Below are 24,748 nucleotides of genomic sequence, written 5' to 3' on the forward strand. Positions count from 1 at the left end.
TATGGAACAAACCCCTTACCCCGTAGTCCGCCTCAATCCTAAAGGCGACGCCCGCGCAATTCGCCACGGTTTTCCGTGGGTCTATGCAAATGAAGTTGTGACGGATCGCCGGACCAAGGGTCTGACGGCTGGCACCATCGCGATCCTTGAGGATGCAGAGCGCAGGCCGATGGGTCTTGTGGCGATCAATACCGCCAGCAAGATCTTTTGCCGGATGTTGTCGCGCGACGTTGATGTGCCTGTGGATGCCGCTTGGTTCGAGCGCATGATCGGGGCGGCGCTGGCGCACCGCGAGACGCTGTATGCCGAGCCGAATTACCGTTTGGTGCATGCTGAGGCTGACAATATGCCCGGCGTCATTATCGACCGCTTTGGCGATGTGGCTGTGGTGCAGCCGAACGCCGCTTGGGCGGATGTGATGATCGAGACGCTGGTCGATGCGCTGGTCAAGGTCACAGGCGTCACAACCGTGATCATGAACGGCACAGGCCGCGCGCGCACGCTTGAGGGCTTGGAAGAGACCACGCGGGTGATGCGCGGTGAGGCCCCAACGGCGCCGATCCCTGTGACGATGAATGGTGCGACGTACATGGCCGATGTCATGGGCGGCCAGAAAACCGGTATCTTCTTTGACCAACGTCCGAACCATGCGTTTGCGGCAGGTCTGTCCAAAGGCGCGCGCGTCTTGGATGTGTTTAGCCATGTTGGCGGCTTTGGCTTGGCGGCTCTTGCTGCTGGCGCTGATAGCGTGCTGGCGGTTGATGGGTCGGCTCCTGCGTTGGAACTGGCAGAGGCTGGTGCGGCGGCGATGGGTGTGTCGGACAAATTCACGACCCGTAAGGGTGATGCGTTTGCAACGCTCGAGGCCTTGGCCGAAGAGGGCGAGATGTTTGACGTGGTGATCTGTGATCCGCCCGCGTTTGCACCGGGTCGCAAGTCGTTGGATGCTGGTTTGCGTGCATATGAGCGTGTGGCCCGGCTGGCCGCATCATTGGTCAAAGAGGGTGGTTATTTGGGTGTGTGTTCATGTTCGCATGCGGCCGAACTGACCAAGTTCCGCAACGCCTCTGCGCGTGGCATTGGTCGTGCAGGGCGTCGTAGCCAAGTGATCTACACTGGTTTTGCAGGGCCGGACCACCCGCTGTTGCCACATTTGGCCGAAAGCGGTTACCTGAAGGTTGTGTTCTTCCGTCTATGAGGGTGCTGATCGACGCCTGTGTTTTGTATCCCACGGTCATGCGCGAAGTGATCTTGGGTGCAGCAACGCTCGGTTTGTTCGAGCCGCGTTGGTCAAAGCGTATTTTGGAAGAATGGGCGCGGGCCACGGTGAAAATCGGGCCTGAGGCCGAAGTCTTTGCACGCGGGGAAATTGCTATGCTTGGCGTGGCATTCCCGCGGGCAATTGTTCCTGTACATCAAGGTCTTATGGCGCGTCTGTGGTTGCCTGACGCGGATGATATTCATGTTTTGGCCGCCGCCGTCGCAGGGTCGTGTGACGGTATCCTGACCATGAATGCCAAAGATTTCCCGCGCGATTATCTCAGCGAGGAAGGTCTGGCGCGCTACGATCCCGACGGGTTTTGCTGCCGTATGCTGGATGAAGACCCTGACGGGATGCGCGGTGTGGCTGACAAGATCCTCGCCACCGCACGCGAGATGTCTGGCGTTGACTGGACGATGCGCAACCTGATGAAGAAAGCACGCTTGCCACGTTTCGGAAAAGCGTTGTCGTAACCGGATTTTCTAGAAAACCCGTGTCACGGTGCAACCCATTTAGCGGCATTATTTTCAATCGCTTTGATACGCTCGGCCGTGACAGGATGGCTTAGCATCCAAGCGGGTTGTTTTGCTCCATTCGCCCCTGTGAGGTTTTCAAGTTTGTGAAACAGCGAGATTTGCGGCGCAGCGCCGATGCCTGATTTCATCAACAATGCCGTGGCATAGGCATCCGCCTCGTATTCATCGCTGCGTGAAATGCGAGCCGCGAGCAGCGACATCAGTGCGTTGGCGATGAACATGCCGATTCCGGGTAAGAAACGGTTAAGGATCATGGCAATCGCAGTGCGCATTGCGTTTTGGCCTGAGAAATCGATCATACGCCGGCGCGAATGACCCAAGGCGACGTGGCCCAGCTCGTGTGCGATCACCGAGGCCAGCTCTGCCGCCGTCACCTGACCCGCGCGATATTTGTTGAAAAACCCGCGCGTGATAAAAATCCGCCCGTCGGGGGCCGCCAATCCGTTTACCGGCTCGATCTCGTAAATGTGGACCTTGATGCGCGGAATACTGAGGGCACGCGCCATGTCCTCGGTCAGCGACCGCAAGATCGGATCAGCCAGTTCGGTGGATTTTTCGTCAAGCTCTTTGGCGGTCCGCCAGACCGAAAACCGGTACATGGCGATCCCGTAGATCAGAGCAAGAAGAATGGGCGCAAATTTTAACATAGGTTAAACATGGGGTCGCGGTTTGCGTTTGTCGAGGCGTGGTTTTGATACTTTCCAAAGCCACCAGCCCAGCAGGATCGCGACACCGATCGCGGTAACCAATCCGCTGGCATTGCCAAGCAAGCTACTCACTGCGGTGATGTTATCGGCGAATGTGTATCCCATGCCGACATATAAACTTACCCAGACAATTTCGCCCAAGACCCCCCAGAGCGCAAAGCGCATCCATGTGAATTTTGTAAGCCCAGAAACGTAGTTCATGTAAGGACCAAGCGGGGCCACCAGCCAGCATGACAAAAAGATCGACGAGCCACCCCATTTGTCCATGAAAGTGGCGGCTTTATACAGAAGAGCCGCGCGTTTGGGCCGTTTTTCCAACCAGCCTTGCAATCGCAGCCCCATAACCCGCGCAATCCAATAGCCTGTGTTGTCGCCCAAAACAGCACCGGTAAAGGCAGCGCCAAACACCGAGCTAAGATACAGATCACCCGAAGCCGCGAACCCGCCAGAGGCCAGCATCAGCAGCGATGACGGCACGGGCAGGGCGAGACAGCTTAGAAATGTGACGATAAAAACAATCGTGACCCCGTAGTCCGCAACGAGGGTAAGGACTAACGCGCTCATGAACGTGCGGCGCGCCATGCGGCCGCAGCCGCGTCAATACGCTGTTGTAGTTGTTGCATCGTCATACCGGTATCGACCGCTATCGTTCCGATCGAAATACGTTTTGGCGGCGCGCCTTGTTCAAGAAACAGCGCAGGGCCCAGCACTTCGGGCGGTAGACCGTATGATTTTGCGACGTAGCGCGGTGTCATCCACGGGGCCAGCGGTTGGTCATGATGGGCCGGATCCATCCAGTAAGTGGTGGCCGTAATGGTCTGCATCGCGAAGAATAAGGACACAGCAATCACGCCTATAAACGCGACCACCAACGCGCGATGATACGCCCATAGATGCCAGAACCGGTCCATCAGGTCAGTGCTTTCATGCCGCGTTCAATCCCCGAAAGTGTCATCGGCACCATGCGATCAGCCCCGAAAATCTGCTTAATCATGGCAATAGATTGCGTGTATGGCCAGTAGCGTTCGTCAAGCGGATTGATCCAGAGGTGGTTTGGCCATTGTTCGCGTGCGCGTATTAGCCATGTTTCACCGGATTCTGCGTTATAATGTTCATTTGCGCCGCCGATATAGGCGACTTCGTAGGGTGACATCGATGCGTCGCCCACAAAGATGCATTTATAGTCGCGTCCGTACGTGCGCAGGATTTCAGCGGTCGAGATTTGCGCGTCCCAGCGCCGTGCGTTGTCGCGCCAGACACCTTCATATAGGCAGTTATGAAAGTAGAAATGTTCCATGTGTTTGAATTCGGACTTTGCCGCCGAGAACAATTCTTCGACCACTTTGATATGCGGGTCCATCGAGCCGCCAATATCCAGAAATAACAGCACCTTCACTGCATTGCGCCGCTCGGGCCTGGTTTTGACCTCCAGATATCCGTTTTCGGCGGTTTTGCGAATGGTCTCGTGAAGATCGAGTTCCTGTGATGCCCCGTCGCGCGCCCATTTACGCAGGCGTTTCAGCGCCACCTTTATGTTGCGCGTGCCGAGTTCGACAGAATCTTCAAGATTGCGGAATTCGCGTTTGTCCCAGACTTTTACCGCGCGTTGGTGGCGGGATTCGTTTTGGCCGATCCGCACCCCTACGGGGTTGTAACCGTAGGCGCCAAAGGGGGATGTGCCTGCGGTGCCGATCCATTTGTTGCCGCCTTGGTGGCGGCCTTTTTGGTCTTCAAGACGTTTTTCGAGCGTCTCCATCAGTTTGTCAAAACCGCCAAGCGCTTTGATCTCGGCTTTTTCTTCGGCGCTTAGATGTTTCTCGGCCAGCTTTTCCAGCCACTCTTGCGGGATATCCACGGCGTCCATCACCGCTTGCGGCGGGATTGCGTCCAAGCCTGAAAAACTGGCGGCAAAGGCGCGGTCAAAGCGGTCGAGGTGTCGCTCGTCTTTGACCATAATCGTGCGCGCCATGTAGTAAAACGCGTCGATGTCATAGGTCGCAAGGCCCGCCTTCATGCCCTCAAGAAACGCCAGAAATTCGCGCATCGAGACCGGCACACCCGCATTGCGCAGATTGTCAAAGAACGGCAGAAACATTGGGGTTAAACGGCCGCGCGTTCGATGAACACCAGAATGAAAAGGCCGATCAACCCGAAAATCATCGCAAACACTGCGCCCCATTGCAGCAGATCAAACATCTTGCCGCCGCGCGATTTGGCTCGCAACGCTCCGATCACAGCACCGATTAGCAAACCTGCAAGGGGATAGATCATCTGTGTCGCTCTCTAATAAGGGCGCAACGCGGCAATCTCGTTCAGCCGTGCCGCAACGTTTTGGTCAGAGCCAAAGCCGTAACGCGCCCAACCCAGACTGTCCAGACGTAGGGCATCGGCCTGTGCGGTATCGCCGCGCATTTCCAGCGCTGCTGCTTTGAACATCATCAAGGTTGCCAGAAGGGCCGCGTTTTTATGGCGTGCTGCCACATCAGACCAGCTATCGGATAGTGCAATGGTGCGGTCTGCGTCGCCTGCGGCAAGGGCAAACGCCGATTGCTGCACCGCGATATGGGCTCTGTGGATTTGGGTGACGCTGCTTTGACTATAGGTTGCATCGGCGGCGTTAAACGAGGCTAGCGCTGCGTTCGGATTATTGCCGACCTCCAGCCGTCCGTAGGCGTATTGGGCAAAGCCCGCGCGCACGTCGGTCCAGCCAAATGCCTGTCCAAGTGCGATGGCTTGTTGGGCGGCAGCGCGGCGGCTAGAGGCGGATCTGCCGTTGGTAAGCGCGGTTTCCATCGCATCAATCCAGTCACGCGAGGTACCGTTTAGCGGCGCGTTTGCGGCGCGTTCGCCAGCAGGGTTCAGCCGCGCAAGGATCATCGGCACGCGTGTTGCCGCCTCGCCACGCGACATCCCGTTGTGCAATTCGGGCGCGTAGGTGGTGCGCAATATCAACATGTCGAACTGCGTCAGCACGGCGTGGATGTTATCGTCGTTGAACACACTATCGGGCAGGCGGTAAAGGTCGTTGAGCGGCCCAAGCGCCTGCGCTAGTTCTTCATGCAGGCAGTCGCGGATTTCTTGCGGAGCTACATCCGACGGCACAAAAATTGCCGCGCGATCACGCCGCGTCAGTGTGGTCCAGTCGACTTGCGGTGTACGCCGCGCGATTTTGAATTCAGACCAACTGGTCAGGCGCGGCACGACAAAGCACGCAGCTTTTGGCACGGCGGCTTGCAGGATGGCGCGGGGCAGGGCCTCTACGGTAATAGAGGCTGCTTGATTGGCCGGAACCAAGCGGATATCGATTTTGGCCTCGTTGCGTAGACGCGCTAGCAGGTCTTCGAGGTCGGATAGCATGGTGGGGTTCGAGGCCCCTGTGAGCCGCACGGTGACGGGTCCTTCAAAGCGGGTCATCTGCGCAACCGAACGCCCGCTTTCCATGCGAAACGACAGATCAAGGAAATCTTGAACGATTTCTGTGTTCGTGCGCGTCGCAGGGGCGGCAAAATTAGAGGTAAAGACGCGCATCGGCGGTAGCGCTTGGGCAAAGCCCGCGGCGCGGCTTGGCGGTGGGTCCTGTGGAAGTGGCGCGCAAGCGGCCATAAAAGACAGCGCGATGGCAGCAAGTCGGTTCATGCTGAGGCCCTTTGGTACTTGAGGAAATTAGTTTTCTGGCCCACGCGGTCATAGAGCTTGCGGGCTGTGTCATTGCTATCTTGGGTCAGCCAATAGACGTTCTGCACAGCGTTTTGATCAGCAGCTGCATAGACCGCCGCGATCAATTGGCGCCCGACGCCCGTGCCACGCACGGTGGGGCTGACGTAAAGGTCTTGCAGGTAGCAGACGTTTTCGATGCGCCAGCAATGTCTGTGGAACAGATAATGGGTCAGTCCCACCAGTGTTCCGTCGTGCACCGCGACCAGCGCGTTAAAGTCATGGTCATCGCAGCCCAGCAGGCGTGCAAAAGTCGACGCATAGACATCGTCGGACACGTTTGTGCCATAAAATTCCAGATATCCGGCCCATAGCCCCTGCCATCCCGCGAGATCAGCGGCTTGCAACGGGCGGATTTCAACCGGTATTTTTGCCTTGGGCAAACCAGCTACTCCTTATTACGTCAATTCAACCTGCCATTGAACTGCGGCTCCCGTTTGACGTCATTAAGGTCTTATTAAGAAGTTCCTTAGTAACATGTTAATTAACCGTAAAGATTTGGCAGAATACACGCATAAATTGTTTTATTTCTGTATATTGGCAGGAGCGTTGCAGATTCGACCCAATTGCCTAGTGGTGGCCGCAAGACCCGCTACCAGATGTAGCAGGTCCGTCGTTTGTCCTTTGCGACCTGCCAACAGATCAAACTTTATCAGCCCATTTTTTCTCGAAAATTGAGTGCTCGGGGAATCGTTTATATGCCGCTGCAATCACATCACGTGCGCCAGTTGGCGATTTTAGCTTACGCATCGATAGTTCCCAGGACTTGAAATAGGAGAGCGGCAAAATATGCTGATCGCTATTTTCAGCAAACAGGTCTGCGGCCACGCGATGTTCGCCGTCGCTCTGCGCCATTCTTGCCCGTGCCAGCGTCACACCCGGATGGTGCGGCAAAAGTCGGCCCGCTTTGTTATAGTTGCGTTGCGCCGCTTCGGTTTTACCCGCGTCGTTCAGCAAATCAGCCAGCCGCTTTATAAAAATCGGATGCTCCGGCATATGATCGCGGCAGTGGAACATAATCTGGGTGGCACGGCGATATCGCCCCGACAGGCGTAACGCGACACCGTAGACACTTAACAGCATAAGGGATCTGGGGTCGCTCGGCAGCGCTGCGTTATCTTGAAAATGGCGCCGTTCGGCGTCTAAAATATCGCTAGGGATTAGCGTCTTTTTTGCATTTAAACTCGGTGAGTTTGTCAGGCTCTGAAGCAGCTTTGGCTTTTCGAACATCTCTGACCAATCCGCGCCGGTCACCCATAACGGTAAAGTGACGTTCAACGCACCATTGTGTTGGGTGTCATCGGCCGGAAACAGATATGTGACGTTTGAACGACCGGAACAAAGCGTCTCTATCACCACCGGATCAAGTAGAAACAAATTTTGGAATTCTGGTTCATTCTTGTAAAAATAATGCGCAATCGTGTCTTGCCCTGCATCCGAACGGCCGCGTGCCAGATACAGTTTCATAAAATCAGTGGTGGCACGTCGCTGATCCCCCGCCAGATGATCCGAGAGACAGCCCAAGACAGCGCAAGTCATCAAGTCGTTGGCCCAAATGTTGGGATCCGCTTTGGCCTGATCATACACCGCCATCGCGTGCTGCGGTTCACCACAGGCAATCGCCAGCGCCATGATAACGGGTTGGTAGAACGCATAGGTCTGACCGTCGGCCATGACCGATTTCAGCTTTTCATAAAGCGCATGATGCTGGTTCACATTCAGCGCGTGACGGTAGGCATAGCCAAGGCTTTGCGCAAAGTCGCCGGTATTATGAAAACTTTCGGGTTGCGTCAGCACCCGCGCCAGCACTCCGTCAAACGCCGCAGTCTTGTCGCGTCCGTTCAAATCGGACGGCACCTTAAACGTACCAGCCCCGCCAATCATAGCGGCAGAGGTTGAATATGCAGAGAGTGCGGGCGCTACGATCTTGTCGCATTTAGCCATCAGCAACAGCTCGACCAGATCGCGCTGCATGGTTGATAAATCCGGTGCAGTCACCAATTCATCCAGCGTGATCGCGTTCGGGCGACCTGCTGCCATGGCTGCCGCGACCTCTGGCGTGTCCGAAAACAACACTGTCGCGACATCGGGACGGTCCATGATCGCATTGTAAAATTCGTCGGGCGCAAATTTTGACGACCATATTCTGTGACACCACGGGCTCTTGTCCAGAACGTCGCCTCTGCGCACATGCAGGGCGTAGGGTTTACCCGATAGGCTATCAATTTTTGCCATCGCCTGCGCCAGCACCTCTTTTATCCGAGGAGCCCAGTCGATACCGGCGAAAATTTGATGGAAAATGTCCATCTGTTCCGGCCCCAACTCGTTGGCAAACAACAAAGGCTCCAACCCGCTGCTACACAAAAACCGCTCGCCCGCCTTTAACCTCTCTTCGAATAGCTGCGCCGAGATGCTTCCGCGCACCGCCTCAAGATCGGTCAGCGTGCGCAACGCCTCGCGGTCACCCTGCGGAACCTGCCGGATATAGCGCTGCGTGAACTCTTGCGTAAAGATTGGATGCGCGGGATCATCGATGCGCATGTCGTGATCTTCCGAGGTCTGTGTCCAATGGAACAGGACCGACGCACCGTATTTTTGTTCAAGCGACAACAGGTTGCCAATGGCAATAATGCGCGCGCCCAAACGGTCTTTGCGATATCCGATGATTTGCGGCTCAGGCGTTTCCATTGAGGGGCTCCTATTAACAGTCAGTAGGCAATGTTTGAAAACGAAGTGTAAGAGGGGTTAAGACGTCATGCAGGATTTAAGCGCGGCACCATACCGATCCTTTGAGCGGTATCAACGGGCCTTTTGCCGCGGCGACTGCGTTACCTGCCGCCACGCGCCATAAACGCCAGGCGCTCGAACAGATGCACATCTTGTTCGTTTTTCAACAGCGCGCCGTGCAATTTAGGCAAGGCATTGGCCCCGTCACGTTTCAAATCCTCTGCGGTCAAATCCTCGGCCAAGAGCAGTTTTAGCCAGTCCAGCATCTCGGAGGTCGACGGCTTTTTCTTTAGTCCTGCGGTGTCGCGGATCTCGTAGAACTGGGTCAGCGCGGCGGTCAGCAATTTGTCTTTGATGTCCGGGTGGTGCACCGCAATAATCTTGCGCAGCGTGTCCTGATCGGGAAAGTTGATGTAGTGAAAGAAACAGCGGCGCAAAAACGCATCGGGCAGTTCTTTTTCATTGTTGGACGTAATAATCACGATGGGCCGGTGGATTGCGCGCACGGTTTCACCTGTCTCGTAGACGTGAAACTCCATCCGGTCGAGTTCTTGCAATAGATCGTTGGGGAATTCGATATCCGCCTTGTCGATCTCGTCAATCAGCAGCACCACGCGCCCGTCCGCCCCGAACGCCTGCCACAGCTTGCCCTTGCGAATGTAATTGGCAACATCATGTACCTTTGGATCGCCAAGCTGGCTGTCGCGCAAACGGCTGACGGCATCATATTCATACAGCCCTTGTTGGGCTTTGGTGGTCGATTTGATGTGCCACTCGATCATCGGCAGATCAAGCGCTGCACTGACCTGCTGTGCCAGCTCGGTTTTTCCGGTGCCAGGCTCGCCTTTGACCAGCAATGGCCGCTGCAAAACAACGGCCGCATTCACGGCCATTTTAAGATCATCGGTGGCGACATAGCTGTCAGTGCCCTGAAATTGCATGATTTGTTTCCTTGTAGTGTTGCAGCGATCCTATGCTTGATCCCGTCCGGCTTCAACTGTTTGCACACAGTTCAAACAAGGGGGTGACACCGCTTTGCCGAACGGGTAAACGTGCGCAAAATAAGGGGGTGAGAGATGTCAGAGCGCGCAAGAACATCCAACTCAGAGAAACGCAAGGGAACGAAGATGAAAGTAGAAACTTTCCTGCCGGATGACTATCATCCCGCCGAAGACGAACCGTTTATGAATGAGCGTCAGACCGAATATTTCCGTGTAAAACTGCTGACGTGGAAAGCGGACTTGATGGAAGATACCCGCGATACCGTCGCAGGTATGAAAGATCAGACACGCAACATCCCCGACGTGGCCGACCGTGCATCCGAAGAAACCGACCGTTCGCTCGAGTTGCGCACCCGTGACCGCCAGCGTAAACTGGTGAGCAAGATTGATGCGGCCTTACGGCGTATCGACGAGGGCGAGTTTGGGTATTGCTCGATCACCGGCGATCAGATTTCTCTCAAGCGCCTTGATGCGCGTCCGATTGCAACAATGAGCCTTGAGGCGCAAGAACGCCACGAGCGCCGCGAGAAAGTTCACAGGGACGATTGATTTGACAAAGCCACGCCGGACAGTTGCAATTGTTGGCGGTGGTATTGGTGGCCTCACGGCTGCGCTGGCCTTCGCCCGTCACGGGGCGAAGGTTTTTGTTTTAGAGCAGGCGACGGACCTCAAAGAGGTTGGCGCGGGCCTGCAAATTACCCCCAACGGGATGCGCGTCTTGAACGCATTAGGCCTGCATGACGAGGTCGTCGCGAATAGTATTGCCGCTGATGCGGTTGTGCCAAAAGATGCCATATCAGGCCGCGATGTGACCCGCTTTGATCTGACCACGCAACACCCCCGATACCGGTTTTTCCACCGTGCCAGCCTGCAAGCTATTCTAGTCGAGGCGGCGGTTGGCGCAGGCGTTGACCTCCGTTTGGGGGTGACGGTTGCGGGTGTCGATGATGAAGGCGTTTTGCAGACCAGCGATGGGCCGGTGCAGGCGGATGTGATTGTCGGCGCGGACGGGCTTCACTCGAAAATGCGCGGTTATTGCCAACCTGACGCACCGGCAGCCACGTTTACCGGACAGGTTGCGTGGCGCGGTGTGGTGCCACCCCGCGACATCCCACATGAAGCGCATATCTGGATGGCCCCGCACCGCCATCTTGTCACCTATCCGCTGGCAGGTGGGATGTTGAATGTGGTGGCCGTACAAGAGCGCACAGAGTGGGCGGCAGAAGGCTGGTCACATGTCGACCAGACGGGTAACCTGCGCACCGCTTTTGCCGATTGCGCGCCGCGCGTCCGCGAGATTGTCGCACAGATAGATCGACCGCTGCTTTGGGGGCTGTTTCGTCATCCGGTCGCCGACCACTGGACGCGGGGGCGCGTGGCCTTGCTTGGTGACGCGGCACATCCAACGCTGCCATTTTTGGCGCAGGGGGCAAATCTCGCAATCGAAGACGCTTATGTTCTGGCCCGCTGCTGTGCCGAGGCTGACATTCCCGAGGCATTTGTCCGTTATCAATCCCTGCGCCACGCCCGCGTGGTTCGCGCGCTTGACGTCGCCAATGCAAACGCCCGCAACTACCATCTGTCAGGTGTCAAACGCCACATCGCCTTTGCCGGGCTAAAAACATTGGGTGCGGTAGCGCCCAACGCGTTTATAAACCGTCTCAGCTGGCTATACGATCACGACGTGACCGCTTAAAGCGCCAGATCAACCCAGACAGGCACATGATCGGACGGTTTTTCGCGCCCCCGCAGGTCTTTTTCGATCCAGCAGTCACGCAACAGATCAGCGCACTGCGGTGTCAATAAAAAGTGATCGATTCTGATTCCATTATTTTTATCCCAGGCACCGGCCTGATAATCCCAGAACGAGTAATGTCCTTTGCCTTGCTCAACCGCACGGAACGCCTCGGTAAAGCCAAGGTTCACAATGCGACGGAACGCGGCACGGCTTTCGGGGCGAAAGAGTGCATCATCAAGCCAGTTTTCAGGGTGCGCCGCGTCCTCAGGTTGCGGAATTATATTGTAATCTCCGCACATTAGCGCGGGTTCTTCACGCAACATCAACTCTTGTGCGCGGTTCTGCAACCGCGCCATCCACGCCAGTTTATAATCATACTTCGGCCCCGGCACCGGATTGCCGTTCGGCAAATACAGCCCGCAAATCCGCAACGCCTTGTCACCGACAACCGTCGCCTCGATCCAGCGGGCTTGCTCGTCGGTATCGTCACCGGGCAACCCGCGGGTCACGTCCTCGAGCGGAAATTTCGACAGAATGGCCACGCCGTTAAACCCTTTTTGGCCATGGGTTTCGACATTATATCCAAGGTCTTCAATAGCTTGACGCGGAAACCCTTCGTCGACGGATTTGATTTCCTGCAACACGGCCACGTCGGGTGCGCTCTGTTCCAGCCATGTTGTCAGCGCTTCGATGCGCGCTTTTACGCCATTGATGTTGAATGTAGCGATTTTCATGTGGCCCCCTTCGTTTTTTCTGTTTTGACCCAATGCAGCGTATGGTGCAAGGGAGTCCCACAAGATGATGTGTTTGATGTTTTGTGAAATAAACCTTGCGTCAATGTCATTCTGCTTTATCTCATGCACAGAAATAACGAGAGCAAATCCGCATGTTGACGCCTCCCATGACTGAAAAAGTAGACAAAACCGCCCGCGAGTGGTTGACCGTTTTGGCCCAATACCGCAATCCCAGCAACTGGCGATCAAGTTTTGAGTTGGCAGTGACGGTTATTCCGTTCATCGCGCTTTGGGTCGCAGCCTGCTGGTCGTTGCAATATAGCTATATCGCCGCCTTCCTGATTTCTGCCTTAAACGGCGCTTTTTTGCTTCGTTTGTTTATTATCCAGCACGATTGTGGCCACGCATCTTTCCTTGCAAACCGCACCTTGTCGGACTGGATCGGGCGGGCCTTGGGCGTTCTGACCCTGACCCCGTATGACGTCTGGAAGCGGACACATGCGATGCACCACGGCCATGCAGGCGATCTGGATCACCGTGGCATCGGTGACGTGATGACGCTGACGGTTGATGAATTCAAGGCGCGTGACATGTGGGGCCGGTTGAAATACCGCGCATATCGCCACCCCGTCACCCTGTTTGTTCTCGGCCCGTCATACCTGTTTTTGCTGCAAAACCGCTTGCCATTCGGCTTGATGAAATCGGGCGCCAAGTATTGGGTCAGCGCGATGGGCTCCAATCTTGTGACTGCACTTGCAGTGTTTACGATCTACTGGTTTCTGGGCCTTGGCGCGGTATTTCTTGTGTTCCTGCCGACAACAATCGTGGCCGCTTCGGTAGGCGTGTGGTTGTTCTATGTGCAGCACCAGTTCGAGAATACAATGTGGGACGAGCATAAAGATTGGGACCTGCACGAGGCCGCTCTACAAGGCTCGTCACACTACGATCTGCCGGTTGTGCTGCGCTGGTTCACCGGCAACATTGGCATCCACCATGTGCATCATCTCTATTCGCGCATTCCGTTCTACCGCCTGCCAGAAGTTCTGCGCGACCACAACGAATTGGTCGAACAAAGCCGCCTGACAATGTGGGAAAGCTTCAAGTGCGCCAGCCTCGACCTATGGGACGAAAAATCCCGTCGTCTGGTGTCGTTCCGCACGGCAGCGACGCTCTAGGTCACAGCACATCAAGTTGAAAAAAAGGGCGCCTTATTCGAGGCGCCCTTTTTTTTACATCGAAAACGAGGTGCCACACCCGCAAGAGCTGCTGGCGTTAGGATTATTGATCACAAACCGCGCACCGATCAATTCTTCGGAAAAGTCGATAACAGCAGAGGCAAGAAAGGGCAGGGAGATACTATCGATCAGTACTTTTTCTCCCGCGCCCTCTAATACCAGATCATCATCTTTGATTTCATCAAGGTCGATCTCGTACTGAAACCCCGAACAGCCACCGCCCTCGACCGCCACTCGCAAGGCTTTGCCCTGAGCGGCCGCACCGATTTCAGCAAGCCGTTCAAAAGCGCGGGGTGTCACAGTCGGGGGAAGCGTTAGCATTTTGCAAGCCTTACAGTTTGATTATATTTGCAATATAGGTTGCATAGGCAAATACGGCAAGACAGGCAAAAAGGGCACTATATCATGACGGCTCCTTATGCGACGGACCCCGCAAATGCGCGCGGCCGTCTGTATCCAGAGGAAGAGAGCTATTTTCGCTCTCCTTTCCAACGCGACCGCGACCGCATCATCCATTCCAGCGCGTTCCGCAGGCTCAAGCATAAGACCCAAGTCTTTATCGAACATGAAGGCGATTATTTCCGCACGCGTCTGACCCACTCCATCGAGGTAGCTCAAGTCGCGCGCACCGTTGCGGGCGCATTGGGCCTGAACGTGGAGCTGACCGAAGCAGTGGCACTCGCGCATGACTTGGGCCACACCCCGTTTGGGCACACCGGCGAAGAGGCGCTCGACCGTCTGATGCAACCCTACGGCGGCTTTGACCACAACGCACAAGCCCTGCGGATCGTGACCGATCTGGAACGGCATTACGCCGAATGGGATGGCTTGAACCTGACATGGGAAACGCTTGAGGGCATCGCAAAACACAACGGGCCTGTCACGGGCGACATCCCTTGGGCGCTTACCGCCTACAACAACCGTCACGACCTTGAGCTGCACACCCACGCCAGCGCCGAGGCACAGGCCGCAGCTTTGGCTGACGATATTGCTTACAACAACCACGACCTGCATGACGGATTGCGCGCGGAGCTGTTCAGCACCGACGAATTGGCCGAACTGCCGCTTTTGGGCGATTGTTTTGCGCGGGTCGATGCAAAATACCCCGACCTGAATTACTATCGCCGCCGCCACGAAGCCCTGCGCCGGTTCTTTGGCGTGCTTGTCGAGGATGTGATTAGCGTCAGCCGCCATAATCTTGCACAATTGAACCCTCAATCCGTGCATGACATTCGCCACGCGGGCCGCATGGTTGTGCAGTTTTCGCCAGAGCTATGGACCGACCTCAAAGTGATCCGCCAGTTTTTGTTTGATCGGATGTATCGCGCACCCGCTGTGGTCGAGATGCGCATAGTTGTGACCCAAATGGTTGATGACCTGTTTCCGTTTTTCATCGCCAACACTGACGAGTTACCCAAACAATGGCGCAAGGATGTGGCCGATGCCCCCGATAAAACCGCCTTGGCGCGGATCGTCGCGGACTATATTGCTGGTATGACGGACCGCTTTGCGATCCAGGAACATAAACGACTAATTGGCGGCGAAGATATCCCGGCAGGAGTGATTGATGGCAGTTGAAACCGCAACAGAGGCGATGGCGCCCGTAATGGCATTTGCACTTGTGGGCGCGCTTGGCGTTGGCTCGCAGTGGGCAGCGTGGCGTTTGCGGATGCCCGCAATTGTGCTGATGCTGTTGGCGGGGATCATCGTCGGTCCCGTTCTTGGGGTGTTTGATCCCGCGCGCGACATCGGTCCGCTGATGGGTCCGATCATCTCGATTGCCGTTGCGATCATCCTGTTTGAAGGCGGGCTGACGCTCAACTTCCACTCTTTACAAGACTCCGAAAAAGGGGTCCGCCGCTTGGTTTTCATCGGCGCACCCTTGGGCTGGATCACCTCCGCGCTGGCCTTGCACTACGCGGCCGGGCTCAGTTGGGAAAGTGCGGCGGTCTTTGGCGGCATCATGATCGTCACAGGCCCGACCGTTATCGCACCGCTATTGCGCACCGCGCGCCTGTCGCGCCGACCCGCCGCATTGCTGCAATGGGAGGCAATCGTCAACGATCCCATCGGCGCCTTGGCCGCGGTTCTGGCCTTTTCTGTGGTGCTTGTCCTGAACACAACAACCACCATCGGCGAAGCGGTCTTTGATCTGGTCAGCGGTATCGGCTTTGCCAGCATCCTTGGTTTTGCGGGCGGCTGGGGCCTCTCAAAATCCTTTAAACGCGGGTTGGTCCCCGAATATATGAAGGTGCCGGTGCTGTTTTCACTGCTCCTCGCGGTGTTTGCCGTGTCGGATTATGTGCTGCACGAAAGCGGCCTTTTGGCGGTCACCATCATGGGCATCGTCATCGCAAACGCAAACCTGCCCAGCTACGAAGAGCTGCGTCGCTTTAAGGAACACGCTACTGTCCTGCTGGTCTCGGGCGTGTTCATTCTGCTGGCCGCAAGCCTTGATTTTGATGCGGTTGCCAAACTCGACATGCGCGCCGCCCTGTTTGTGGTGGTCGTCATCCTTGTCGCGCGCCCGTTCACCGTGTTCATGTCGCTCTTGGGATCAGGCGTGCCGATGCGCGAACAGGTGTTGGTCGCCTTTACCGGTCCGCGCGGCGTGGTTCTGGTCGCTGTGGCAGGGTTATTCGGTGAACGTCTGCTTGCCTTGGGTTTTGAAGATGCGGCCCTCATTGCGCCTCTCGCCTTTGTCCTTGTCGCCGTGACAGTGGTGCTGCACGGCTTCACGCTTGCACCCTTCGGGCGGTTCCTTGGGCTGACGGGGGCCGATACTCCTGGTGTCGTTGTGATTGGCGGCTCGCCGTGGACAACCGCCTTTGCCGAGGTCCTCAAGAAAGCCGAAGTGCCAGTGCTGATGACCGATCCCAACTTTGGCAACCTGCGCGCCGCACGCACCGCTGGCATCGAGACTTTTTCAGGGGATATCCTCTCGGAAGCCGCCGAACAGCGGGTTGAGTTGGTCAGCTATGCCACCGTTGTCGCCGCGACCAGCAACGACGCCTATAACACTTTGGTCGCAACCGACCTGTCCCCTGAATTTGGCCGTGAAAACGTGTTCCAAGTCATACGCGAAAAGAGTGAAAGTGTGCGCCACCAACTGCCGCGCACTCTGGGGGGGCGCATGTTCGGCCCCGAAGAAACCCACCGCGGCATGAACCGCCTGATGGCCGAAGGCTGGACCTTCCGCCTGACGCGTCTCAGCGAGGAATTCACCTTTGAGCAATGGCGCGAAACCCGCGCCGAAAGCAAAATCATCGCGCGTATTTCGCCCTCTGGTGTGATCAAACTGATCCGCCGTGACGACGAGGTAAAAGGCGCAAAAGACGTGCGGATCATCGCCCTGCGCCCGCCACAAAGTGACGAGAGCGAGACCAACATCCAACCGCCCGCCGACACCTGACATTGACCAAGTCGAAATGCATGCTAAACCGCAGTGAACCAAATCTGAAGGACGCCGAAAAATGAACCTGTTTGCTGATATCCGCGGTCTTGTGATCACCTGTCTTGAGGCGTTGGTCGCGGACGGGACCTTGCCCTCTGGCTTGGATATGGCGTCGGTTTCGGTTGAGCCGCCACGCGACGCGTCGCACGGCGATATGGCCACAAATGCGGCGATGGTTCTGGCCAAGCCCGCAAAAATGAACCCGCGCGCCATTGCCGATGCTTTGGCACTAAAGCTGCTCGACGATCCACGGGTCACAGCGGCGGACGTTGCAGGGCCGGGGTTCCTGAACCTGCGGCTTGACGCCTCTGTCTGGCTGGGTGTCGTGAACGCCGCGTTGACAGACCCCGCATTCGGGCGCTCGACCTTGGGTGGCAATCAGAAAATGCTGGTCGAATATGTTTCCGCCAACCCGACAGGACCACTGCACGTGGGCCACACCCGTGGTGCTGTCTTTGGCGACGCACTCGCCAGCCTGCTCGACTTCGCGGGCTTTGATGTGACGCGCGAATACTACATCAACGACGGCGGTGCACAGGTCGATGTTTTGGCCCGCTCGGTCTATCTGCGCTACCAAGAGGCGCATGACCTTAGCGTCGATTGGCCCGAAGGCAGCTACCCCGGCGACTACCTGATCGAAGTCGGTGAGCAGCTCAAAGCCGAAATCGGCGACAAATACCTGAACGCGCCCGAAGACGACTGGCTTGCCGAAATTCGCCTCTATGCCACAGAAAAGATGATGGACCTGATCCGCGAAGATCTGGCCCAGCTTGGCATCAAAATGGACAATTTCTATTCCGAGAAATCGCTCTACGGCACCGGCTTGATCGAAAAAGCGATTGCCGAACTCGATGCCAAAGGACTGATCTATCGCGGCACATTAGAGCCACCAAAAGGCAAACTGCCTGACGACTGGGAACCGCGCGAACAAACCCTGTTCAAATCCACCGCCCACGGCGATGACGTGGACCGCCCCGTGCAGAAATCAGACGGCGCATGGACCTATTTCGCCCCCGATATCGCCTACCACTATGACAAGGTGCAGCGCGGCTACGACCAGTTGATCGACGTCTTTGGCGCGGATCATGGCGGCTATGTGAAACGGATGAAGGCGGCGGTTTCGGCCCTGTCTGACGGTAAAGTGCCGCTTGACGTGAAGCTGACCCAACTTGTCAAACTGTTCAAAAACGGTGAACCGTTCAAAATGTCCAAACGGGCAGGGACCTTTATCACTCTGCGCGATGTGGTCGATGCGGTCGGCAAAGACGTGACCCGTTTCCACATGCTGACCCGCAAAAACGACGCACCGCTCGACTTTGACTTCGACAAAGTGACCGAGCAATCCAAAGATAACCCCGTCTTTTACGTGCAATACGCCCACGCGCGGATCAAATCCGTGATGCGCAAAGCGGTTGAAGCAGGCGTTGATGTCTCTGACACAGCCCTTGCAAACGCGGACCTGTCCAAAGCCTCGCAAGACGCTGAACTGGCCGTCGCCCGCAAAATCGCCGAATGGCCACGCTTGGTCGAGATTGCCGCAAAGGGCCATGAGCCGCATAAAATCGCTTTTTACCTTTACGATCTGGCCTCCGATTTGCATGGCCTGTGGAACCGTGGCAACGATGATCTGTCCCTGCGGTTCCTGCAAGACGGTGACAATGACACAACACAGGCAAAAATCGCCCTTATTCGTGCCGTTTCGGTTGTTATTGCGTCAGGTCTTGGTATTCTTGGCGTAACCCCAGCGGAAGAGATGCGCTAAAGCGTGCCGCCACTGGGTCGCAATTGAGGCAATCCATCCGGCGTTAGCAGTGGCGCGGGCAGTGAGGCATAGACATGGCAGTTTACGATCAGGGGCCAGCCCCGATAAGCGGTGCAGCGCGCGCCGGCGCACTTGTGAATTTTGCAGGTGCGGCGGTTTCTTTGGCATTGATCGTGGGCATCGGCGTTTGGGGCTATAAACTGGTGATGCGTGATGTCTCGGGTATTCCCGTGGTGCGGGCATTGGAAGGCGAAATGCGGGTCCTGCCCGAAAATCCGGGCGGCGAAGTGTCCTTGCACACAGGTCTCGCGGTGAACGAAGTGGCCGCCGTAGGCGAGGCAGCAGGCCCCGAGGATAGCGTGGCGCTGGCCCCGGTGACCGCAGGGCTTTATGAAGAAGACCTCGATGCACAGCCAATGGCAGAGGCCGAAGAGTTGTTTGCTGCTGATCCCGAACTGCCGCAAGCCGACGTTGAAATACAGGTGCCCGTAGCCCTGAATGCCGATCAACTTGTGGATGTCCCTTTGACCACAGATGATATTCTGGCACTGGCCGATCAAATTGCGGCAGGGGCCGCGCCCATGACTGATTTGCAAGAGGATGACTTATCAGAAACCGAGGCCCTTTCAGAGGATGCACCTGCGGCCACCAACGGCGCGGTTGTGACCGTGTCCTTGCGCCCGATCGCACGACCTGCACCCGCCGAGGGCGATGATGTGGCTGCCGCTTTGGCCTCGGTAATGGCCCCCGAGACACCCGCGCCAGAGATCACCGCCAGTCTGGCGGTTGGCACCAAGCTTGTGCAACTGGGCGCCTTTCCGTCCGCGGAAAGTGCCGCCACTGAGTGGGACCGTCTGACGGGCCGCTTTGGTGACGTGATGACAGGTAAAAACCGCATCATCCAAGCCGCAACATCAGGCGGCAAAGAGTTCTTTCGTTTGCGCGCAGACGGCTTTGCCGAGCTGAACGATGCCCGCCGTTTCTGCGCCACCATGGTTGCTGAAAACGTCGACTGCATCCCTGTTGTGGTGCGCTAGTGGCGCAGGGCGCAACAATCCTCGGGCCAGAAGCGCAGGCTGTAACCGCTTGGGAAAAGTCATTTTTCCGCGACGCAGACCCCTTTGGGTTCATCGTTTTTGCGCGCAACATCGACACGCCCGACCAGTTGCGCCGCCTCACCGCAGAGCTGCGTGAAACCGTCGGGCGCAACGCGCCAGTTCTAATCGACCAAGAAGGCGGCCGCGTGCAGCGCATGCGCAGCCCCCATTGGCGCGAATACTTGCCCGCGCTTGACCAAATGGCGCGCGCAAGCGACCCGATGCGCGCACAGTGGCTGCGTAACAGACTGATCGCGCATGATCTTTTTGACGTCGGTATCGATGTGAACTGTGCACCGCTCGCCGATCTGGTCGAGGATGAAACCCACCCCGTCCTGCGCAACCGCCTTTACGGCGCGGATATCGACACCGTCGTGAAAGCCGCGCGTATCTGCGCCGATGCTTTCCTCGCAGGCGGCGTGCTGCCCGTCCTCAAACACATCCCCGGATACGGGCGCGCCTCAGTCGACAGCCACAAGGCCCTGCCGACTGTTACATCGCTGCGCAGCGCATTGGAAATGCACGACTTTGCGCCCTTCAAAGCATTGAACACCATCGCCATGGGCATGACTGCCCACATCGTATTCGCCGATATCGATCCCGAAAATCCCGCAACAACATCACCCAAGATGATGCAGCTTATCCGTGAAGATATCGGCTTTGACGGCTTGATTATGACCGATGACATCTCGATGGAGGCGCTGTCTGGCACCATCGGCCAACGCGCCCGCGCATCCATTGACGCGGGCTGCGACATCGCCCTGCATTGCAACGGCAAAGCGGCTGAAATGGAACTGGTCGCTGCCGCGGCAGGCGAGATGACCCCGCAAGCCGTGATCCGCGCCGACCGTGCTTTGGCAGAGCGCACCGCGCCGGAAATTATTGACATCAAAGCCCTGATTGCGGAACTTGACGCGCTTATCGCGTGAGGACCAAGTGACTAACAGCATTTTCCAAGAAGACGCGCAATCGGTCGCCGAACGACAGGCCTCCGAGGCTCTGATCGTCGATGTCGGCGCCTTTGAAGGGCCGCTCGACCTGCTGTTAACCCTGTCTCGCACACAAAAAGTCGATTTACGCCAAATCTCGATCCTCGCTTTGGCGCAGCAATATCTCGCCTTTGTCGAACAGGCCAAAAAACTGCGCCTCGAACTTGCTGCCGACTACCTCGTCATGGCCGCATGGCTCGCTTTCCTCAAATCGCGCCTGCTTCTGCCCCCTGATCCATCCGAGGAAGGCCCCTCAGGCGAAGACCTCGCCGCACATCTTGCCTTCCAACTCGAACGGCTGGAGGCCATGCGTACCGCGGCTGCGCGGCTCATGGCACGCGACCAGTTGGGGCGTAATTTCTTTGCGCGCGGCGTCACCGAGGACGTGCAGCGCGTGCGCCGCGTCACCTATACCGCAAGCCTACTCGATTTGATGCAAGGTTACGCCCGCATCCGCACCCGCGACGATTTTCGCCCCTTTGTGCTGGACCGCGAAAGCGTCATGACGATGGAAGAAACGCTGGCCCGTATGCGCCACCTGATCGGCTTTGCAGGCGACTGGACCGATATCGTCAGCTACCTTCCCGAAGGCTGGGAACTCGACCCCGTCAAGCGCCGCTCTGCTACCGCCGCGACCTTTGCGGCCTCGCTGGAACTTGTCAAAGAGGGCAAGGTCGACATACGACAGGCCGATGTTTTCGCCCCCATTCATATCCGCAAAAGGGAGCCCCGCGATGGCTAATCCCCCCAATGACAGCCTGTTTGAAGCGCCCCCGATGGGCGAGCAAGAACGCATGGTCGAAGCGATCCTCTTTGCCACCGCCGAGCCGGTTTCTGTCACCGAACTGATCGGACGGATGCCCCACGGCTGTGACCCTGCCGCGGCCTTGGCTCATGTGCGCAAACGCTACGAGGGGCGCGGCGTGAACCTCACCAAGATTGGCGATGCTTGGGCGTTTCGCACCGCTGGCGATCTTGGGTTTCTGATGCAAAAAGAAACCGTTGAGACCCGCAAGCTGTCGCGCGCTGCGATTGAGACACTGGCGATCATCGCCTACCACCAACCCGTCAACCGCGCCGAAATCGAAGAAATCAGAGGCGTCTCTGTCAGTCGGGGCACGGTCGATCAACTGATCGAGCTGGATTGGGTGCGGATCGGTCGGCGCCGCATGACACCGGGGCGGCCTGTGACCTTTGTTGTGACCCAAGGATTCCTCGATCACTTTAGCCTTGAAAGCGCGCGTGACCTGCCGGGCCTCAAAGAACTGCGCGCCGCTGGCCTGCTGGAAAACCGTCCGCCTCCGGGCACCGCGCTGGAGGCACAGGACGCCGAAGACGATGACGACGACCAGACTGACATGTTCGAAGATCATTAAAAGCTGATCGTTTTCCGGAGGTTTTGGCGGCTTTTGCCTTGGGTGCCAGCCAGTGACGAGATTGAATAAAGCCTCGGACTGTTGACTTGTGCATTTAGCACAATCGGAAATCGTGAGATCCCGATGCCGTTACACTGTGTCATGACAGATTATTCGGCAACCATTGTGGAGTGCAGCAATCGTGCCAACTGTCACGGGTGTGATTGGAAGCCTAGTGGGCGTTGACTGTTATAACGGAAACTAGGGCAGGGTGGCACGGTCACAACAATGCTGCGCTGCGGCTCGCAGGTATAATATTATCTAGGGTACTGCAAAATGTTTTGAAAGCTTGAGCCCTTGACCTTGATAGTTGGATTTTATTTCGCGTCCGTAAAGCGCTTGCGGCATTGCGGCCATATGTTCATAGACCAGACGTCCGACAACTTGCCCGTGTTCCAAAACAAACGGCGCTTCGTGGCAGCGCACTTCTAACACACCGCGCGAGCCTGCTCCGCCAGCCTCTGCGTAACCAAAGCCGGGATCAAAGAAGCCTGCGTAATGCACCCGAAACTCGCCAACCATGGCAAGATAGGGGGCCATTTCCGCGGCCTGCATGGGAGGGATCACAATCGATTCGCGACTGACTAGAATATAAAATGCGCCGGGATCAAGGATGATCCATCCGTCTTTGCTGTGGACCTCTTCCCAATATTCCGAGGGGTCGTAGTGGTTGAGTTTTGACAGATCAATCACGCCGGTATGCGGTTTGGCGCGGTAGCCGACCAGCGTGCCGTTTTCCGGTTTCAAATCAACCGAAAACCCCAGACCGTCAGAGATGACCGCGTCGCCGGATACGATGGGGGTTGCTGCGTGCAAGGCCCGCAACGCGTCGTCGGACATGATGGTTTTACCTTGGCGGAAAATGATCTGGTTGAGCATTTGACCTTTGCTGGCGACAACCGAAAACGAACGTGGGCAAATTTCGACGTAGAGTGGGCCTGTGTAGCCTTCGGGGACGCGGTCAAATTCGACGCCGTGATCGGTGATGATTCGGGTCAGTAAATCCAGTCGTCCGATTGAGGATTTGGCAGAGGCAGCGGCGGTTACACCCGCAGGCAGGGCCAGAGATTCGAGCAGCGGGACCACATAGACGCAGCCTTTTTCCAAAACCGCGCCGCGGGTAAGGTTTATGGCGTGCATTTGAAAGTCTGCCAGCCGTTCAACAACTGTGCGGGTTCGTCCCGCAAGAAAGGACGCGCGCACACGGTAGGCCGTGTCGCCAAGGCGCAGATCAAGCGAAGCAGGTTGAACTTGGCCTGCCTCGATCGGCTCGGAGGCACAGATGCTGCCATCTGCGATCATACCGCGAAGCTGGTGGTCCGACAGGACGCCTGATTTACACATTGTTCATCCTTTTGACATACAAAAACGCCCGTTGTGCGGCTGCACAAACGGGCGATTGTTTGGTCGGGCTAGCAGGACTCGAACCTGCGACCTTCCGTCCCCCAGACGGACGCGCTACCAGGCTGCGCTATAGCCCGACTGGCGGTGTTCATAACTGATTTGCGGGGGCAGGCAAGGCCCAAATGCCTATGCCGCCCGCAAGCTGTCGCGCAGTTTTTCAAGGCGGGCCAATAGTGGGGCGATCTTGTCAGCATTTGCTGTGATTTTCGCGTGATCGACGACAGCAATCAGGCTTAACATCGACGTGGGCGCAATTTCAGACGCTGCAGGGCGTGGTGCAGGGACGGGCGTTGGCACAGCCGCGATTGGTACGGGATCTTCGCGAACTGGTGCTGGCTGCGGCGGAGTCAATGTCTCGCTAAGGGCCAGAACAGGTTTCACGCCTTCTTCGCGCAGCAGTTTTTGTGCGCCTTTGATCGTCATCCCTTGTTCGTGCAGCAGAACCTTGATGCCCGAGAGCAATGCAATGTCCTCTGGCCGGTAATAGCGCCGCCCGCCCGCGCGTTTCACGGGCTTGATTTGCGTAAATTTGCTTTCCCAGAATCGCAACACATGCGTGGGGATATCCAGCTCGGTGGAAACCTCGCTAATGGTGCGAAATGCGTCGCGAGATTTGGCCATGTGCTGTCCTATTTATTGCCGGAAGCAACCCGATCTTTCATCAGATTGGAGGGGCGGAATGTCAAAACGCGACGCGGGTGGATTGGCACCTCTTCGCCTGTTTTTGGATTGCGGCCCACGCGCGCTGCTTTTTCGCGGATCGAGAAGGTGCCAAAAGACGAAATTTTGACGCTTTGTCCGTCGACCAATGCGTCTGAAACATGCGCAAGCACGCTTTCGACCAGATCTGCACTTTCGTTACGTGAAAGTCCCACTTGTGTGTGCACAGCATCTGCTAGATCCATGCGCGTTAGTGTCTTGTCAGCCATGATTTCCCCCTGAAATATACCCGACCATAAGTCAGGGACAAATTA

The 24,748-nt window shown here is 56.8% G+C and carries 26 protein-coding genes and 1 tRNA gene; 12 read left to right on the plus strand and 15 right to left on the minus strand.

All coding sequences use genetic code 11. The features are described from left to right. Position 1 precedes the first annotated feature (1 nt). Complete coding sequence (locus ACXLHR_RS04400) at positions 2-1,198, plus strand: RSP_2647 family RNA methyltransferase (protein ID WP_458790318.1); 1,197 nt, start codon at positions 2-4, stop codon at positions 1,196-1,198. After that, complete coding sequence (locus ACXLHR_RS04405) at positions 1,195-1,734, plus strand: RSP_2648 family PIN domain-containing protein (RefSeq protein WP_458790319.1); 540 nt, start codon at positions 1,195-1,197, stop codon at positions 1,732-1,734. The genes ACXLHR_RS04400 and ACXLHR_RS04405 overlap by 4 nt, the downstream gene beginning before the upstream one ends. A 23-nt stretch (positions 1,735-1,757) precedes the next feature. Here the strand turns inward: ACXLHR_RS04405 and ACXLHR_RS04410 are convergent, their stop codons facing one another. From ACXLHR_RS04410 to ACXLHR_RS04450, 9 genes are all read right to left on the minus strand, one after another. Then, the gene (locus tag ACXLHR_RS04410) at positions 1,758-2,444 is read right to left on the minus strand and encodes a M48 family metallopeptidase (protein WP_458790320.1); all 687 of its coding nucleotides are present in this window, start codon (positions 2,442-2,444) and stop codon (positions 1,758-1,760) included. Between the two features lie 3 nt (positions 2,445-2,447). Beyond that, complete coding sequence (locus tag ACXLHR_RS04415; protein ID WP_458790321.1) at positions 2,448-3,086, minus strand: DedA family protein; 639 nt, start codon at positions 3,084-3,086, stop codon at positions 2,448-2,450. Further along, on the minus strand, positions 3,065-3,415 hold the full coding sequence (locus ACXLHR_RS04420; RefSeq protein ID WP_458790322.1) for a hypothetical protein: 351 nt from the start codon (positions 3,413-3,415) through the stop codon (positions 3,065-3,067). The genes ACXLHR_RS04415 and ACXLHR_RS04420 overlap by 22 nt, the downstream gene beginning before the upstream one ends. Continuing rightward, complete coding sequence (locus ACXLHR_RS04425) at positions 3,415-4,599, minus strand: vWA domain-containing protein (protein WP_458790323.1); 1,185 nt, start codon at positions 4,597-4,599, stop codon at positions 3,415-3,417. Before ACXLHR_RS04425 ends, ACXLHR_RS04420 begins: the two co-directional genes overlap by 1 nt. 5 nt (positions 4,600-4,604) lie before the next feature. After that, on the minus strand, positions 4,605-4,775 hold the full coding sequence (locus ACXLHR_RS04430) for a hypothetical protein (protein ID WP_458790324.1): 171 nt from the start codon (positions 4,773-4,775) through the stop codon (positions 4,605-4,607). Positions 4,776-4,787: 12 nt separating this feature from the next. Next, complete coding sequence (locus ACXLHR_RS04435; RefSeq protein ID WP_458790325.1) at positions 4,788-6,140, minus strand: DUF2927 domain-containing protein; 1,353 nt, start codon at positions 6,138-6,140, stop codon at positions 4,788-4,790. Further along, positions 6,137-6,601 (minus strand): N-acetyltransferase family protein, encoded by a 465-nt coding sequence (locus tag ACXLHR_RS04440; protein ID WP_458790326.1) that lies wholly within the window; start codon positions 6,599-6,601, stop codon positions 6,137-6,139. Before ACXLHR_RS04440 ends, ACXLHR_RS04435 begins: the two co-directional genes overlap by 4 nt. Positions 6,602-6,860: 259 nt before the next feature. Continuing rightward, positions 6,861-8,906 carry a hypothetical protein gene (locus ACXLHR_RS04445; RefSeq protein WP_458790327.1) on the minus strand — a complete coding sequence of 682 codons (2,046 nt, stop codon included), beginning with the start codon at positions 8,904-8,906 and terminating at the stop codon, positions 6,861-6,863. A 140-nt stretch (positions 8,907-9,046) separates the two neighbouring features. Continuing rightward, positions 9,047-9,886, minus strand: a complete 840-nt coding sequence (locus ACXLHR_RS04450; protein WP_458790328.1) for an AAA family ATPase — start codon at positions 9,884-9,886, stop codon at positions 9,047-9,049. A gap of 186 nt (positions 9,887-10,072) precedes the next feature. On the opposite strand from ACXLHR_RS04450, the gene dksA reads away from it, so the two are divergent. Both dksA and ACXLHR_RS04460 read left to right on the plus strand, forming a co-directional pair. Then, complete coding sequence (dksA, locus tag ACXLHR_RS04455; protein ID WP_458790329.1) at positions 10,073-10,495, plus strand: RNA polymerase-binding protein DksA; 423 nt, start codon at positions 10,073-10,075, stop codon at positions 10,493-10,495. A gap of 1 nt (position 10,496) precedes the next feature. Then, positions 10,497-11,642, plus strand: coding sequence for an FAD-dependent monooxygenase (locus ACXLHR_RS04460; RefSeq protein ID WP_458790330.1), 1,146 nt, complete (start codon positions 10,497-10,499; stop codon positions 11,640-11,642). On the opposite strand, the gene xth is transcribed toward ACXLHR_RS04460, so the two are convergent. Further along, on the minus strand, positions 11,639-12,418 hold the full coding sequence (gene xth / locus ACXLHR_RS04465; RefSeq protein ID WP_458790331.1) for an exodeoxyribonuclease III: 780 nt from the start codon (positions 12,416-12,418) through the stop codon (positions 11,639-11,641). The two genes, ACXLHR_RS04460 and xth, sit on opposite strands and share 4 nt — an antisense overlap. 167 nt (positions 12,419-12,585) lie before the next feature. On the opposite strand from xth, the gene ACXLHR_RS04470 reads away from it, so the two are divergent. Next, on the plus strand, positions 12,586-13,593 hold the full coding sequence (locus ACXLHR_RS04470) for a fatty acid desaturase (protein WP_458790332.1): 1,008 nt from the start codon (positions 12,586-12,588) through the stop codon (positions 13,591-13,593). 54 nt (positions 13,594-13,647) lie between these two features. Here ACXLHR_RS04470 and ACXLHR_RS04475 read toward each other — a convergent pair whose 3' ends face one another. Further along, the gene (locus tag ACXLHR_RS04475; protein ID WP_458790333.1) at positions 13,648-13,974 is read right to left on the minus strand and encodes a HesB/IscA family protein; all 327 of its coding nucleotides are present in this window, start codon (positions 13,972-13,974) and stop codon (positions 13,648-13,650) included. Between the two features lie 84 nt (positions 13,975-14,058). Here ACXLHR_RS04475 and ACXLHR_RS04480 point away from each other — a divergent pair, with 84 nt between their 5' ends. From ACXLHR_RS04480 to scpB, 7 genes are all read left to right on the plus strand, one after another. Further along, positions 14,059-15,231: a deoxyguanosinetriphosphate triphosphohydrolase gene (locus ACXLHR_RS04480; RefSeq protein WP_458790334.1), complete on the plus strand. Its 1,173-nt coding sequence runs from the start codon at positions 14,059-14,061 to the stop codon at positions 15,229-15,231. Continuing rightward, positions 15,221-17,065, plus strand: coding sequence for a cation:proton antiporter (locus ACXLHR_RS04485; protein ID WP_458790335.1), 1,845 nt, complete (start codon positions 15,221-15,223; stop codon positions 17,063-17,065). Before ACXLHR_RS04480 ends, ACXLHR_RS04485 begins: the two co-directional genes overlap by 11 nt. Positions 17,066-17,126: 61 nt before the next feature. Next, positions 17,127-18,869: an arginine--tRNA ligase gene (gene argS / locus ACXLHR_RS04490; RefSeq protein ID WP_458790336.1), complete on the plus strand. Its 1,743-nt coding sequence runs from the start codon at positions 17,127-17,129 to the stop codon at positions 18,867-18,869. 74 nt (positions 18,870-18,943) lie between these two features. After that, a complete protein-coding gene (locus ACXLHR_RS04495; RefSeq protein ID WP_458790337.1) occupies positions 18,944-19,906 on the plus strand; it encodes an SPOR domain-containing protein in 963 nt (320 codons plus the stop codon). After that, positions 19,906-20,895, plus strand: coding sequence for a glycoside hydrolase family 3 N-terminal domain-containing protein (locus tag ACXLHR_RS04500; RefSeq protein WP_458790338.1), 990 nt, complete (start codon positions 19,906-19,908; stop codon positions 20,893-20,895). The genes ACXLHR_RS04495 and ACXLHR_RS04500 overlap by 1 nt, the downstream gene beginning before the upstream one ends. Positions 20,896-20,902: 7 nt before the next feature. Beyond that, positions 20,903-21,697: a segregation and condensation protein A gene (locus ACXLHR_RS04505; RefSeq protein ID WP_458790339.1), complete on the plus strand. Its 795-nt coding sequence runs from the start codon at positions 20,903-20,905 to the stop codon at positions 21,695-21,697. After that, complete coding sequence (scpB, locus tag ACXLHR_RS04510) at positions 21,690-22,331, plus strand: SMC-Scp complex subunit ScpB (protein WP_458790340.1); 642 nt, start codon at positions 21,690-21,692, stop codon at positions 22,329-22,331. Before ACXLHR_RS04505 ends, scpB begins: the two co-directional genes overlap by 8 nt. A gap of 300 nt (positions 22,332-22,631) precedes the next feature. On the opposite strand, the gene ACXLHR_RS04515 is transcribed toward scpB, so the two are convergent. The 4 genes from ACXLHR_RS04515 to ihfA form a co-directional block, all read right to left on the minus strand. After that, entirely contained in the window at positions 22,632-23,714 is a 1,083-nt protein-coding gene (locus ACXLHR_RS04515) for a 2'-deoxycytidine 5'-triphosphate deaminase (protein WP_458790341.1), read from the minus strand. A gap of 60 nt (positions 23,715-23,774) precedes the next feature. Next, positions 23,775-23,851: transfer RNA gene (locus tag ACXLHR_RS04520), tRNA-Pro, on the minus strand. Between the two features lie 49 nt (positions 23,852-23,900). After that, entirely contained in the window at positions 23,901-24,395 is a 495-nt protein-coding gene (locus ACXLHR_RS04525; RefSeq protein WP_458790342.1) for a MerR family transcriptional regulator, read from the minus strand. Between the two features lie 8 nt (positions 24,396-24,403). Beyond that, a complete protein-coding gene (gene ihfA, locus ACXLHR_RS04530; protein ID WP_458790343.1) occupies positions 24,404-24,703 on the minus strand; it encodes an integration host factor subunit alpha in 300 nt (99 codons plus the stop codon). Between the last annotated feature and the right edge of the window lie 45 nt (positions 24,704-24,748).

Source organism: Yoonia sp. MH D7 (genome assembly GCF_054439475.1).